Source organism: Halogeometricum rufum (genome assembly GCF_900112175.1).
Classification (GTDB): domain Archaea; phylum Halobacteriota; class Halobacteria; order Halobacteriales; family Haloferacaceae; genus Halogeometricum; species Halogeometricum rufum.
Genome location: NZ_FOYT01000001.1, coordinates 375,424 through 388,177, shown reverse-complemented (window position 1 = coordinate 388,177; position 12,754 = coordinate 375,424). Strand labels below are relative to the sequence as shown.

Sequence of the window (12,754 nt, the reverse complement as noted above, 5' to 3'; positions counted from 1 at the left end):
TCACACCTCTTGCGTCTCCCGTAAGAGCGTTTCCACAGACGCACACCGGCCCGGCGGGCGAGGCGGCACCGAGTCGAGACCGACTGCCGTCGAGTCGAAGCCGAACGCACTCGACGACGAGACGCCCGGAGCGGAGCGGAACGTTCCTGACCCTGCGGTTCGTAGCCTCGGGCGATGCTGACCGTCGTCTCCGACACGCACAGTACGAGTTCGCACCGCCTCACCGGCCGGACGCTGGACGCCGTCCGCGAGGCGGAGTCCGTCGTCCACCTCGGCGACTTCATGCGGGGCGAGGTCCTCGACGCGTTCGAGGACGAGTCGTCGCGCCTACTCGGGGTGTACGGGAACAACGACGACGCCGACGTCCGCGACAGACTCCCGGAGGCGCGCACGTTCACCTTCGCGGGACTGACGTTCGCGGCGACGCACACCCGTCGCGGCGGCGGTCGGATGCCGCTGTCGATGTTCGGACGCGAACGCGACGCCGACGTGGTCCTGTTCGGGCACAGTCACCGGCCGACGTTCGACGCCTCGGGGGAGGTGACGCTGCTGAACCCCGGCAGCCACGCGCAACCGCGCGGCCACCGCGCGGCGCACGCGGAACTGGAGGAGATGACGGACGGCGGCGTGACGGGTCGACTCGTCACCGTCGAAGGGGACACGTTCGAGACGTTCACGATTCCGCCGGCGGAGTAGTCTGACGCGGTCGCTCGCCGTGCAGAAAACGTCGGTGCGCCGGGGGAGGCGACACCGTGTGGAGGGGGGAGTGCAGGCCTCACGGCGTGTCAGCGGGCGTGGGCGCAGGGGGTGGTCGGTGAGGGGGGGCAGTCGTCGGCGAACGGGACGTGGGGGGAGGGAGGGTGTCCCGTCCGCGTCACCGCGCCCGACGCTCGGTTCGGGGGGAGGGCCGAAGCACCGTGAGACCTCGCAGTTGCACCGTGGGACGCTCGGTCCATATACGCATCGTAGAGTCAAATGGTGCTTTTAGCTTCTCAGCCACCAGTACGCGGTCGTGAAGACCAGCGTGACGACGCCGCCGAGGAAGAACAGTTCCCCGGGCGAGAGCGCGGCCACGCTCGTCACGCCGGGGTCACCGCCGGAGAGCACCGTCGTCTCGGCAGTCGTCCGGACCGCTTCGGTCGCCGTCCGAGTCGCCTCCGCCGCGGCGGTCACCGTCGGCTCCGCCGTCGGCGCACCCGTCGCCTGCGGCGTCTCCGTCGCCGCCGACTCGGTAATCGTCCGCGCGGACTCCGTCACCGTCGCGTCGCCCGCCGCCTCCGTTCCGGTGGCCTGCGGCGTCGCCGTCTCCGTCGCCTCGGCGATGTTGAACCCGCCGCCACCGCCGTCGCCCGTCCCGGTCGGCGTTCCCGCGGGTTCGGCCGTCGCGGTCGGTTCGGCCGTCGGTGCCGGCGTCTCCGCGGCCGTCGCGGTCGGTTCGGCCGTCGGCTCCGCCGTCGCCGTGGCCGCCGTGGCGTTCGCCGCGCCGCCCGCGGCACCGCCGTCGCCGCCCGTCTCGGCCAGCGAGACGTCCGGTCCCGCGCCGGTCCGCGTGAGTCGCTCGACGACGACGCTGCCGAGTGCGACGACGCCGAGGCCGCCGAGCAGTTGCGCGAGCACCGACTGGAGGCCGCTGGTGTCGTCTTCGCCGCCGGCGACGACGACGAGTGCGCGGTCGGCCGGCGTGTAGACGGTCATCTCGCGACCCTTCTCGGAGTAGGCGGTGCCGCCGGGTTCGATGAGGTCGGCGTCTTCGAGCTTTCCGAGGTGGTACTGGGCGTTCTGGATGGAGGTATCCACCCGGTCTGCGAGTTCGGAGGGCGTCGCGGGTTCGTCGTGGAGGGCTGAGAGCATCGTCCGAGCCGTCTCCGAGGAGATAGCGGAGAGCAGGTCCGACACCTCGTCGCTGTCGAGGCCGACGACGCGAGGCTCCTTGTCCTCCTCGGAGGGGGGGTCGGGCCGAGTGGGGAGGATGTCGGCCATCTCGTCCCCCGATTCCGCATCCGGGGTGATGAGTCTTCTCCTCGCGAGAACCGGTCGCGTCGCCCGACGGCGAAACGGCTTTACCCGCGCCCAAGAAAGGCCCGCGCATGTCCGCCCGTCCGCTCCAGGGCCTCCTCGGCGACGCCGTCGACTTCGTCCTGACCAACCCGATATTCGTCGGGTTCGTCGTCTTACTGCTGTTGTTCGTCTTCTTCGGCTACCTGTTCGTCCGTCGGACGCTCCTCGGGTTACGCGAGGGCTACGACGACGGCTACGGTAAGGAGTAGCGATGGTCGCCACCGGGACGCTCGCCACGTTCGTCGTCGCCGCACTCGCGAGTCTGTTCATGGCGTGGGCCATCGGCGCCGGGTCGTCGGGGTCGACGCCGTTCGCGCCCGCGGTCGGCGCCAACGCCATCTCCGTCATGCGTGCGGGGTTCGTCGTCGGCCTCCTCGGCTTCGCCGGCGCGTTCCTGCAGGGGGCGAACGTCACGCAGGCCGTCGGCAACGAACTCGTCGTCGGCAACGTGTTGACGGCGACGGCAGCCACCGTCGCCCTCATCGTCGCCGCCGGCCTCGTCGCCCTCGGCGTCTTCGCGGGCTACCCCATCGCCACCGCGTTCACCGTCACCGGGGCCGTCGTCGGCGTCGGACTCGCCAACGGCGGCCTGCCCGCGTGGGCGAAGTACCAACAGATCGTGTCGCTGTGGGTGCTCACGCCGTTCGTCGGCGGCGGCACGGCGTACGCGACGGCGCGCCTCCTCCGCAGCGACCGGGTGCCCGAACGCGTCGCCGTCCCCCTCCTCGGCGGCGTCGTCGGCGTCATCGTCGCCAACGTCGACTTCGCCGTCCTCGGCACCGCCGACGCCGCCGCCGGGTCCATCGCCGAGTTCGTCGTCCGGTCGCTCCCGTCGGCCGAACTGGTCGGCCCCGGCCTCGGTCGCGTGCTCGCCACCGCGGCGCTCGCCCTCCTCGCCGTCGGGGCCGTCGGGCAGTCGATGTACCGCGACGAGGCGCGGGGACAGCGCCGGTTCCTCCTCGTCCTCGGCGGCCTCGTCGCGTTCTCGGCGGGCGGGAGTCAGGTCGGCCTCGCCATCGGGCCGCTGGTCCCGCTGTTGGACGCCGTGACCATCCCGCTACCCGCTCTCCTCGCCGGCGGCGGCCTCGGTCTGCTCGTCGGGTCGTGGACGGGCGCGCCGCGGATGATAAAGGCGCTCGCGCAGGACTACTCGTCGCTCGGGCCGCGGCGGTCCATCGCGGCGATGATTCCCTCGTTCGCCATCGCGCAGACGGCCGTGGCGCTCGGCATCCCCGTCTCGTTCAACGAGATAATCGTCAGCGCCATCGTCGGCAGCGGATACGCCGCGGGCGGTGCGGGCGTCAGTCGAGAGAAGATGGTGAAGACGGTCCTCGCGTGGGCCGGGTCGCTCGCACTCGCGTTCGTCGTCTCCTACGGCGGCTTCCGTGCCGTGTCGTTCCTGCTCGGCGTCTGAGGCCGTTCGCGTCCCACCCGCGGAGGGCGGGGACCGGGCGGAAGGACGCGCCGCGTCTACTCGGGCTCTATCTCGGCTTCGGTCTCCGTCTCCGCCTCGTACGTCTCGTCGACGGTGATGCGCGCCTTCATGATGCGCGTGTTGTCCACCTGCTCGATGCGGATGGTGACGCCCTCGTACGCTATCTCTTCGCCCTCTTCGACGAGGCGGCCGGCGCGGTTGAAGATGAACCCGGCCAGCGTCTCGAACTCCTCGCCCTCGGGCAGGTCGAGTTCCAGCACCTCGTTCACCTCGTCGATGTTGACCTCGCCGCGGACGAGCGTCTCGCGGTCGTTGACGAACTCGAACGCCTCCTCCTCGTCGTCTTCGAGGATGTCGCCGACGATCTCCTCGACCATGTCTTCGAGCGTGATGAGGCCCTCGGTGGTCCCGAACTCGTCGATGACGATGACCATCTGGAGGCGGTTGTCCTGTATCTCCGCCAGCAGTTCGTCCACGTTCTTCGACTCGGGGACGTGCAGCGTCGGCTGGACGATGTCGGCCAGTTTGCTGTCGCCCTCGCCGTAGTACTTCGCGCGGACCAGGTCCCGGAGGTTGACGATGCCGATGATGTTGTCGAGGTTGCCCTCGTACACCGGGACGCGTTCGTGGTCCGACTGGACGCACGTCTCGATGGCCTCGTCCACGGGGGCGTCCTTGGGGACGGCGGTCACGTCCAGACGCGGCGTCATCACCTCCTTGGCGATTGTCTTGTTGAACCGGAAGATGCGGTCGAGCATCTCCCGTTCCTCTTCCTCGATGACGCCCTCGCGTTCGCCCGTCTCGATGAGGTCCTGAATCTCGTCGCGCGTGATGTACGACGTCTCGATGGCCGACCGGCCGCCGGTCACCTTGTTGATGACGCGCGTCAGGTAGTCGAAGAAGACGACTAACGGGAGCAGCAGGTACTCGGAGTACTTCAGCGGGCGACCGATGCGGAGCGCCCACGACTCCGTGTTCTCGACGGCGTACGACTTCGGCGCGCTCTCGCCGAACAGGAGGACGAGGGTGGTGATGCCGAACGTCGAGATGAGCACCGCCAGCCCGGGGTCGTAGTAGATGCCGACCAGTGCCGTGGCGATGGAGGACATCGCGATGTTGACGATGTTGTTGCCGACGAGGATGGTGACGAGCAGTCGGTGGGGGTCGGATTTGAGCTCGCTCACCACTTCCGCGCCGGGCACGCCGCGTTCGACCATCGAGTCGACGCGATGTTTCGCCAGCGAGAACATCGCTATCTCCGACGAAGAGAAGAACGCCGACAGTCCGATGAGGACGGCGATGGCGACGACGCCGGCGAGGGTGATGTTGGTGTCGTTGATGGGAAGCGCCTGGAGCGCCCCGGTCACGAACGTGGTCACGTCACGCGCGGCGTCGACTGTCTGAGTGGTCACTGCTCCATCGGCGGTCCCGGGAGGGCGATTCTGAGCAGCGATAGATGGTACGAGCGACGACAAACCCATGTAAATACGTCCAATTGTCCGGCCCCGGAATTAAGAGTTACCCTACCGGGTCCGAACTGACTCGTGGTTTTTTCGCGTTTCGGCCGCTGGCGGCGGGCGATTCCGGGGGCGAAGCGCTTAGGGACGGCACGGACGTACCGGAGCGCATGGCGGGCGACAATCCGGCGATTACGCTGTATCGACTCCAGGCGTGCCCCTACTGCGAGCGCGTCGTTCGCGTCCTGCAGGAACTGGACCTCCCCTACGAGTCGCGGTTCGTCGAACCGATGCACTCGGACCGCGACGTCGTCAAGCGCATCTCGGGCAAGCGCACCGTCCCGGCCATCGTCGACGACGAGACGGGCGTCACGATGTCCGAGTCGGCCAACATCGTGGACTACCTGCAGCGCACCTACGGCGAGGGCGTCGACGAGGGAGGTGCGGCCTGATGGTCGACTTCGAAGTCGTCGACCTGCCGGCGTCGGACCACCCCGCGGTGGGCGACACCGCGCCGGACTTCACGCGCCCTCTCGTCGACGAGGAGTACTGGGAGGACGTGGCGCTCTCGGACCTCACCGACGAGGGGCCGGTGCTGCTCCTGTTCCACCCGATGGACGGCGCGTTCCCCGCGACGTACCTCTGGAACGCGGTCCGCGACCACGGCCTGCCAGAGCAGATTCAGGTCGTCGGCGTCTCCATCTCCTCGCCGTACGAGCACAAGACGCTCCTCGCGGAACGCGACGTGGACGCGCGCCTCTACTCGGACCCCGGCGCGGGCGTCGCCGAGGCGTACGGCATCGAGAACCCCCTCGACGGGATGACCGGCGTCACCGAACACCGGCCGGCCGTCTTCCTCGTCGACGGCGACCGGACGGTGCAGTACGCGTGGGTCGCACAGGAGTGGCCCGAGTTCCCCGACTACGACGACGTCGCGGACGCCGTCGCCGAACACGCGTAGTCGCCCGCGCGTCCTCGCACCGGCCGTCGACAGGCGCGCGGAGTCGGCGCTTCGGCACCCTCTTAGGCTCGCACCACCATCCTCCGACGAGCGATGCCGGACCTCGACGAAGCCATCGACGCCGCCGCCGCGGCCATCCGCGCGGGCGAGACAGTCGTCTATCCGACCGAGACGGTCTACGGTCTCGGCGCCGACGCGACGGACGCCGACGCAGTCGAACGCGTGTTCGAACTGAAGGGTCGCCCCCGCGAGAAACCGCTCTCCGTCGGCGTGCCCGACGTGACCACCGCGCGGGAGTACGTCCGACTCACCGACCTCGAAGCACGGTTCGCGGCGCGGTTCCTCCCCGGCCCCGTCACCGTCGTCGTCGAACGCGGCCCCGACCTCCCGGACGTCCTCACCGCGGGCCGTGACCGCGTCGGCCTCCGCGTCCCCGACTACGAGGTGACGCTCGACTTCTACCGCCGCGCCGGCCGGCCGGTGACCGCGACGAGTGCGAACCGGAGCGGTGCCCCGAGCGTGACGAACCCGGACCACCTGGACGCGACGCTCCGGGCGGCCGTCGGCGCCGTCCTCGACGCCGGCGAGGCGCCGGGCGGCGTCGAGAGCACGGTCGTGGACCCGGAACGGAACGTGATTCACCGCCGCGGCGCGATGGCCGACGCCATCGAGTCGTGGTTGACGGACCGCGTCGGCGCGGCACCGACGGTCGAAGACTGATGAACCGCGCGGCCGCGTCGCGTCCGCGTCACAGTCCCAGCAGCGTCTTCAGCGACCGCGTCTTCGTCCCGCAGGACTCGCGGTACTCGCAGGCGGCGCACTTCGCGGAGTCGCGCACGCGCGGCGGGACGCCGTCCATCTGCCGGACGGTCCACAGCGTCCGCCGGTAGGCACCCGCGTTCCGGGTCGTCAGCCGGACCGTCCGGACGACGCCGTGGGCGGGGTACTCGACCAGCGCGCGCGGAATCTCGCGCTCTCGCTCCCACGCCACCGCCTTGGCGACGGCGACGGCCCGGACGCGCTGCGGTTCCCAGACGCCGCGGTCCGGCGGCGACCCCGGCGAGACCACCGTCGGCGTCGGCGGGTCCCCGGCCAGAATCTTGTGCGCGGTCCCGTGGCAGTCGCGGCCGCGCAGGAACACGTCGCGTCGCGAGGGGTCCGCCAACTCCGCCCAGTCGTCCCGCGCGGTGAGGCGTTCGAGGTTCGCGCGGTACGTCGTCGGCCCGACGGCGAGGGGGAGGTCGGCGAATTCCTCGTCGGCGGCCGTCCGCAACTCGTCGTAGCGGAACGCCAGTTCGCGGACCGCTTCGACCTCCGGCGGCGGTTCGTGGTCGTCGCGTCGCTTCGCGTAGTGGAGTTGACGCGGACAGTACGCCGCCCGCCCGAGATGCGAGAAGGGAGTCGAGGGTCGTGACACGGGGGCGCTGGCCGCCGCTTCGCACTTGAACGTTCGCGGCGGTCGGTCACCGGTCGGGTGGCCCGTGGGCCGGTCGTCGGTCGAGGCTCGTCGGTTCGGCCTACAGGTCGAAGCCGGGTTCGTAGGCGAGCAGTTTCGTCATCGCGTCCTTGGTCGACCCCTCGCGGACGCCCAGTTCCTCGTCGGAGACGTTCGCCAGCCGTTCGACGACGTGACGCTTCTCGGGCACCTGCGAGGGGTGTTCGCGGACGAAGTGGACGAGGGCGACGTGCGCGTACTCCCACACCTCCTCGTCGTCGTCTTCGAGGACGTCCGGGAGCGTCGTCACCGTCCGGGGGAACTGCTGCGGTTCGGCCCCGAGCAGTTTCCCGGCGGTCATCGTACCGGCGAGTCTGACCGACGGGTCGTCGTCTCGCATCGCGGCCATCACCTGTCTGTCGGCCTGTGCGACGGCGTCGGGGAACGCCTCGCCGACTTCGCCGACGACGGCGAGTGCCGCCCGGCGCGTCGGGGCGTGCGGCGTCTCCAGTCGACGCATCGCGGCGTCGAGCCCCGTCTTCGCCACGCCGGGGCGCACCGCAGACAACTGGGCGAGCGCTCGGAGGCCGACGAACGCGAGACGGTCCCGGTCGGCGGACGCGAACGCCACCACGTCGTCCACCCACACCTCGAACTCGACGGGTCGCAGCAGTCCGAGGAGGTCGAGCGCCTCCTCGGCCGCCGTGCGCGCGTCCTCGTCGCACTCGCGGCTGATGGCCAACAGGTCCCCGATGGCGTCGCCCGCGGTAATCGGGTCCGTGAGCGCCGTCTCGACGACTCGGTCGACGAACTCCGTCGGTTCGACGGACTCCTCGTCGTCGGCGACGATGCCGACGGGTTCCTCGGACGCGCCGGTTCCGGTCGCAGACTCCTCGGCTTGCTGCTGTTCGGACCGCTCCCCGCTCTGGTCGCCGACGGTTTCGAGTCCGGAGTCGTCCCCGGAGGGTGGTTCTCGTGACACGTGTGAACCTCGGCTACTGTTGGCGTATCTACAACGCAAACAGTTATAGTTAATCCAGTAATTCCCGATTCTGAGAACCACGTGACCGCAGCGGCGCACGCACGTCAGACGTTCGTCAGACGAATCGGGTCGTTCGGGCGTATCGCCCCTCGAACGAGTTACCGAGAGGGGAGCAGATTTACGTTCCGACTCCCTAGCGCTCGCCGTGGATTCTCCGTTCGAGATTCTCGGGGTCGAACCGGACGCGGACGACGCGGAGGTGGACCGCGCCTACAGGCGCCGGGTCATCGAAGTCCACCCCGACCAGGGCGGGTCGGCCGCCGAGTTCAACCGCGTTCGGACGGCGTACGAGCAGATAAAAGCGGGCTACTCGCCCGAGTCCACCAACGGCGAAGTCGCAGCGAACGCGCCGGAGTCGACGCGCGTCGCCGAGGACGCCGACTCGGAACCCGAGGCGGACGAAGAAGAAGAGGAGGAGGGGTCGCGGGTCGAGTATCTGAACTACGAAGTGCTGGACGACCACGGCTGGGACCTCGGCGACGAGGACCTGTTCGAGAAGGCCGCCGAGGCCGACCTCGCACACGAGGACTTCGGCGTGTTCCTCGCGCACCCGAACGAGACGCTCCTCGAAGCCGCCGAGAACCGCGGCTTCGCGTGGCCATACGCCTGCCGCGGTGGAGCGTGCGCCAACTGCGCCGTCGCCGTCGTCGAGGGCGAGATGGACACGCCCGGTGACCACATCCTCCCCTCGACGATGCTCGACCAGGACATCCGCCTGTCCTGCATGGGCGGTCCCGTCTCGGACGACATCAAGGTCATCTTCAACGTCAAGCACCTGCCCGGACTCGACGAACTCCGCCTGCCGCCGTACCCGTTCGAGCAGGCGCACATGAACGACTGAGACCGGTCGACGCCGCAGTCATTCTTTTCGACTCGTCGGGAAGCGGCAGCGCCGCCGCTCTCGGGTCGTGGCGTCGAAAGAAAGGTGAAGTGTGGAGACCGGCGTGAGCCGGTGGTTCAGACGTTAGTCGCGGCGGACGGCGAGGAGCGCGGCGGCCAGCAGCGCCGTCACGGCGACGACGACACCGAAGCCGGGCGTGCCGGTGGAGGTGCCCGTGTCGGTACCGGGCGCTTCGGTGTCCGTACCGGGCGCTTCGGTAGCCGTGTCAGGCGCGTCCGTGGCCGTGTCCGGCGCGTCCGTGGCCGTGTCCGGCGCGTCCGTGGCCGTGTCCGGCGCGTCCGTCTCGGTCATCTCCGTCTCGGTCTCGACGCTCTCGAGAACCGTCCCGTCGACGGTTTCGGAGTCAGCGGGACCGTTGCGGACCGTGATCTCGTACGTGTCGCCGACTTCCTGCTCGCTGAAGTCGAACGTGCCCGAGAACGTCCGGTTCTCGGTGACGTAGACGGTCGCGGTCTTCAGGAAGCTCGGCTGCGTGTCGCCGCTAGAGCGGACGCGCAGGCTGAGTTCCGTACCGGGCGCGACGGTCGTCTCGCCCTCTATCGTCTGTTCCGCGGAGGCGGAGACGTTGTACGGGTCGTCGAGGATGTGCTCACCTTCGACGAGGTCGTACTCGTCGGTGACCGTCTGGCGGTCGTCAGCGAGGTTGTCCTCGTCTTCCTCGACCGTGAAGTTGGCTTCGAGCGTGTGGTCGTTCTCGATGCTACGCTCGGTCGTGTCGATGTCCTTGCTGTCCGTGTCGTAGACAACGAAGTACGTGTCGTTCTCCGAGTCAGCGAAGACGTCGGAGTTCGTGTCGTTCAGGACCAGCGCGTACGGGTCGCGGTTCGCACCGGGGTCGACCTGCTCGACCGTGAGCGTGTACTCGCTGCCGTTGTTGTTGTAGAACGCGGTCGTCACGTCGTCGGTGCCCTGCGCCTCGAGGAGGCCCTCGAGACCGGACGCCTCGACCTGGTGGACGGCGAGGTCGCCGTAGGCGACCGTGTTGGTCTGCGTGAGGTTGTTGTTACCGACGGCTTCGTAGACGTCGTCGGTGTCCTCGAGCGTCGAGCCCGACGGTGCGGTCCACGTGTTGACGGCGGTCGTGTTGCGCTCTTCGAGCGTCAGCGTGCCGACGCCCTGCGAGTCGTCGTCGGAGTCCTGACCGGCGCGGACTTCGAGGTCGTACTCGCCGGATTCGAGGAGCGAGTTGACGCCCTCCTCGATGCTAGCCTTGGTGATGGAGTCGTCGTCGTCCTCGAGGTTGGGGACGTCGTAGACGTTACCACCGTCGTTGCCGATGCTGCCGGCGTTGGTGGCCGCCCACGTGTTGAACAGGAGGTTGACCTGCCCGTCACCGTTCTCGTCTTCGACCGTCACGTTGCTGCGGTAGCCGACGTCCGAGGACCCGAGCGTCAGGGTCGCGTAGTCGGTGTTCTGCAGCGTGATGGTGATGTTCACGACGTCACCGCGCTCGTCGGTGATGATGCCGGAGCCGCCGATGTCGGCGCGGCCCTCACCGGCGTCGCTGACGACGATGGAGGAGGACTCGGCGTCGACGCCGGACTGGTTGTCCGTCGCCAGCACCGTGTAGTTGTCCTCGTCGAGTTCGAGTTCGGACGCGTTGAACTCGTAGTCGTACTCGGCCTGACCCGTGAGGTCAGCGCCGATGGTGGCGACCGTGTCCTCGTCGGAGTCGAGCAGTTCGACCTCGATGGGACGCTCGCCCGCGTTCGCGGAGACCGTGCCCTCGATGACGTCCTCGTTCGTGACGTTCAGGTCGTCGACGCTGACTTCCAGACCGAGGTCACGAACGTTGATCTCTGCGACGTCAGCAGTCCCGGCGACGCTGACGTTGTACTGGCCCACGTCGCGGTTCTGCGTACCGAAGACGTACACCTGACTGTTCGTGCCGGTGCTACCGGACTGGAAGTAGGTGAAGTCCTCGTCGTCGCCCGCTTCGACTTCGATGTCGGTGTCGGGCGCGTCCGCGACCACGGCGACGCTGGAGCCCTTGTAGGCGTTCACGTCACCGGACTTGACCGTCACGGGTGCGACGTCGACCGTCTTGTTACCCGTGTTCGAGACGTCGTTGGACTGCAGGTCCTCGACGCTCGCGGGAATCTTGACTTCGACGTCACCGGTGTAGACCTCGCTCAGGTTCCAGACGTAGCGACCGTTGTCGCTGACGTCCGCGGAACCGAGCGTGCCCATCGGCTTCTCGTCGACGTACCACTGGATGTTGTTCACGCCAGTGACGGGCTCACTGAACGCGATTTCCAGCTGCGCGTTGTTGTCGGACGAGAAGTTGTCCCAGTGGACGCTCTCGAGGTAGCGCGGGTTCTCGCTCGTCGCGCCGAGGTCGTTGATGGTGACCGTCTGGCTCTTGTTCACCATACCGTCGGTGGCGTCAGAGACGTTGAACCAGACGTTAGCGTCGGTGTCCTTGTCGACCGAGGGCGCGGTGATGGTCACCGTGCCGTTGACCCAGATGGTCGCGTTGTTGGAGCCGGTCGTCGCCTGACCGAAGTCGACGGAGAGGTCCGTCGTGCCGGGCGAAGAGCCGGACGCCGTCGCGATGTTCGAGCTGTTACTCTCGTTGTAGACCGTGACGTCGTAGGAGTCGACGGTCACGGAGCTCGGCAGGTTGATGTCGACGGTGTCGGTACCGTCACCACCGTCGTAGTTCGCATACGATACGTTGAACGTGTGTGTCTCCTGCGTGCCCTCGTCGAGGTTGTCGGGGTCGAAGTTGTCGACCGTCCCCGAATCGACGGCAGCAGCAGATCCTGCGAACGCGACGGTGCCGGCGAAGACCGACAGAACCATCAGCGCCGCGAGGAACACTGCGCGGAGTTGCTTCGTGTTGCTTGTCATGTATTTGGTTGGGTAGTGACGACAGAGGCTTTGGTCCGACTCACCTCGTTGTGGAGAGAGAGGGAGGGCTTACTCACCGATGTGTCGTCGTGGGGTAGGGGGACCGCGAACTATCATTCAGCGCATTAAATACTTTGTGAACTTCATTTTTCGATTACACTATCGTGGGAGACAATGACTACGTGTTCGAGTCGGTCGACTCGCGTCGCCGTGCGGAGTCCAGTGCCGACCCGACCGGCGGGAGCGCGGTATGGTTAGCGAGAAGGAAATTCTTAATTAGGAGTGTGTGACACGTCGATACGCCTCCCATGGATGGAGTGCAAGGCAGATACGGGGGATCGAGAAGGAGCCCCACACTCCGGCTCGACTCTCGAAGCGGCACAGTAGCGTCTGCGCGTCTTCGCTCGACCGACCGCACGACGTGCGGTGGGCCGAGCGATCGGTCGTAGGCATACTGTCGTTCGCGGGCGCGGGCGCATGGAGACCGCTCCGCCCACTACCTTCTCGGAGACGTCGACCCGTCGGAGCGACTCGTCTCCGTCGACGCTCGGGTCGCGGCCGCCGCCGTCGAACGCTCGAAGCGTCGGTGAAGCGGGTCCGTGTCGGGGCGAA

General features: G+C 68.1%; 12 protein-coding genes. 7 read left to right on the top strand and 5 right to left on the bottom strand.

Going from position 1 to position 12,754, the window contains the following annotated elements; translation table 11 throughout:
- The first annotated feature begins 174 nt into the window (after window positions 1-174).
- On the top strand, window positions 175-696 hold the full coding sequence (locus BM310_RS01995; RefSeq protein WP_089804121.1) for a metallophosphoesterase: 522 nt from the start codon (window positions 175-177) through the stop codon (window positions 694-696).
- Between the two features lie 288 nt (window positions 697-984).
- Here the strand turns inward: BM310_RS01995 and BM310_RS01990 are convergent, their stop codons facing one another.
- Entirely contained in the window at window positions 985-1,980 is a 996-nt protein-coding gene (locus BM310_RS01990) for an ArsR/SmtB family transcription factor (RefSeq protein WP_089804119.1), read from the bottom strand.
- A 107-nt stretch (window positions 1,981-2,087) separates the two neighbouring features.
- Here BM310_RS01990 and BM310_RS01985 point away from each other — a divergent pair, with 107 nt between their 5' ends.
- Window positions 2,088-2,267, top strand: a complete 180-nt coding sequence (locus tag BM310_RS01985) for a DUF7859 family protein (RefSeq protein ID WP_089804117.1) — start codon at window positions 2,088-2,090, stop codon at window positions 2,265-2,267.
- Window positions 2,268-2,269: 2 nt separating this feature from the next.
- On the top strand, window positions 2,270-3,472 hold the full coding sequence (locus BM310_RS01980) for an inorganic phosphate transporter (protein ID WP_089804115.1): 1,203 nt from the start codon (window positions 2,270-2,272) through the stop codon (window positions 3,470-3,472).
- A 56-nt stretch (window positions 3,473-3,528) separates the two neighbouring features.
- On the opposite strand, the gene BM310_RS01975 is transcribed toward BM310_RS01980, so the two are convergent.
- Window positions 3,529-4,872 (bottom strand): hemolysin family protein, encoded by a 1,344-nt coding sequence (locus BM310_RS01975; RefSeq protein WP_245778456.1) that lies wholly within the window; start codon window positions 4,870-4,872, stop codon window positions 3,529-3,531.
- Window positions 4,873-5,120: 248 nt separating this feature from the next.
- Between BM310_RS01975 and BM310_RS01970 the strand changes: the two genes are divergently transcribed.
- The 3 genes from BM310_RS01970 (at window position 5,121) to BM310_RS01960 (ending at window position 6,631) form a co-directional block, all read left to right on the top strand.
- Window positions 5,121-5,402 (top strand): glutathione S-transferase N-terminal domain-containing protein, encoded by a 282-nt coding sequence (locus tag BM310_RS01970; protein WP_089804110.1) that lies wholly within the window; start codon window positions 5,121-5,123, stop codon window positions 5,400-5,402.
- Window positions 5,402-5,911: a redoxin domain-containing protein gene (locus BM310_RS01965; protein WP_089804108.1), complete on the top strand. Its 510-nt coding sequence runs from the start codon at window positions 5,402-5,404 to the stop codon at window positions 5,909-5,911. Before BM310_RS01970 ends, BM310_RS01965 begins: the two co-directional genes overlap by 1 nt.
- Window positions 5,912-6,004: 93 nt before the next feature.
- Window positions 6,005-6,631: an L-threonylcarbamoyladenylate synthase gene (locus BM310_RS01960; protein ID WP_089804106.1), complete on the top strand. Its 627-nt coding sequence runs from the start codon at window positions 6,005-6,007 to the stop codon at window positions 6,629-6,631.
- 28 nt (window positions 6,632-6,659) lie between these two features.
- On the opposite strand, the gene BM310_RS01955 is transcribed toward BM310_RS01960, so the two are convergent.
- Window positions 6,660-7,328 (bottom strand): CRISPR-associated protein Cas4, encoded by a 669-nt coding sequence (locus tag BM310_RS01955; RefSeq protein ID WP_089804104.1) that lies wholly within the window; start codon window positions 7,326-7,328, stop codon window positions 6,660-6,662.
- 100 nt (window positions 7,329-7,428) lie between these two features.
- On the bottom strand, window positions 7,429-8,328 hold the full coding sequence (locus tag BM310_RS01950; RefSeq protein WP_089804101.1) for a HEAT repeat domain-containing protein: 900 nt from the start codon (window positions 8,326-8,328) through the stop codon (window positions 7,429-7,431).
- A 205-nt stretch (window positions 8,329-8,533) separates the two neighbouring features.
- Between BM310_RS01950 and fer the strand changes: the two genes are divergently transcribed.
- Window positions 8,534-9,229: a ferredoxin Fer gene (gene fer, locus BM310_RS01945; protein WP_089804099.1), complete on the top strand. Its 696-nt coding sequence runs from the start codon at window positions 8,534-8,536 to the stop codon at window positions 9,227-9,229.
- Between the two features lie 123 nt (window positions 9,230-9,352).
- Here the strand turns inward: fer and BM310_RS01940 are convergent, their stop codons facing one another.
- The gene (locus BM310_RS01940) at window positions 9,353-12,142 is read right to left on the bottom strand and encodes a BGTF surface domain-containing protein (RefSeq protein WP_089804097.1); all 2,790 of its coding nucleotides are present in this window, start codon (window positions 12,140-12,142) and stop codon (window positions 9,353-9,355) included.
- Window positions 12,143-12,754: the final 612 nt, after the last annotated feature.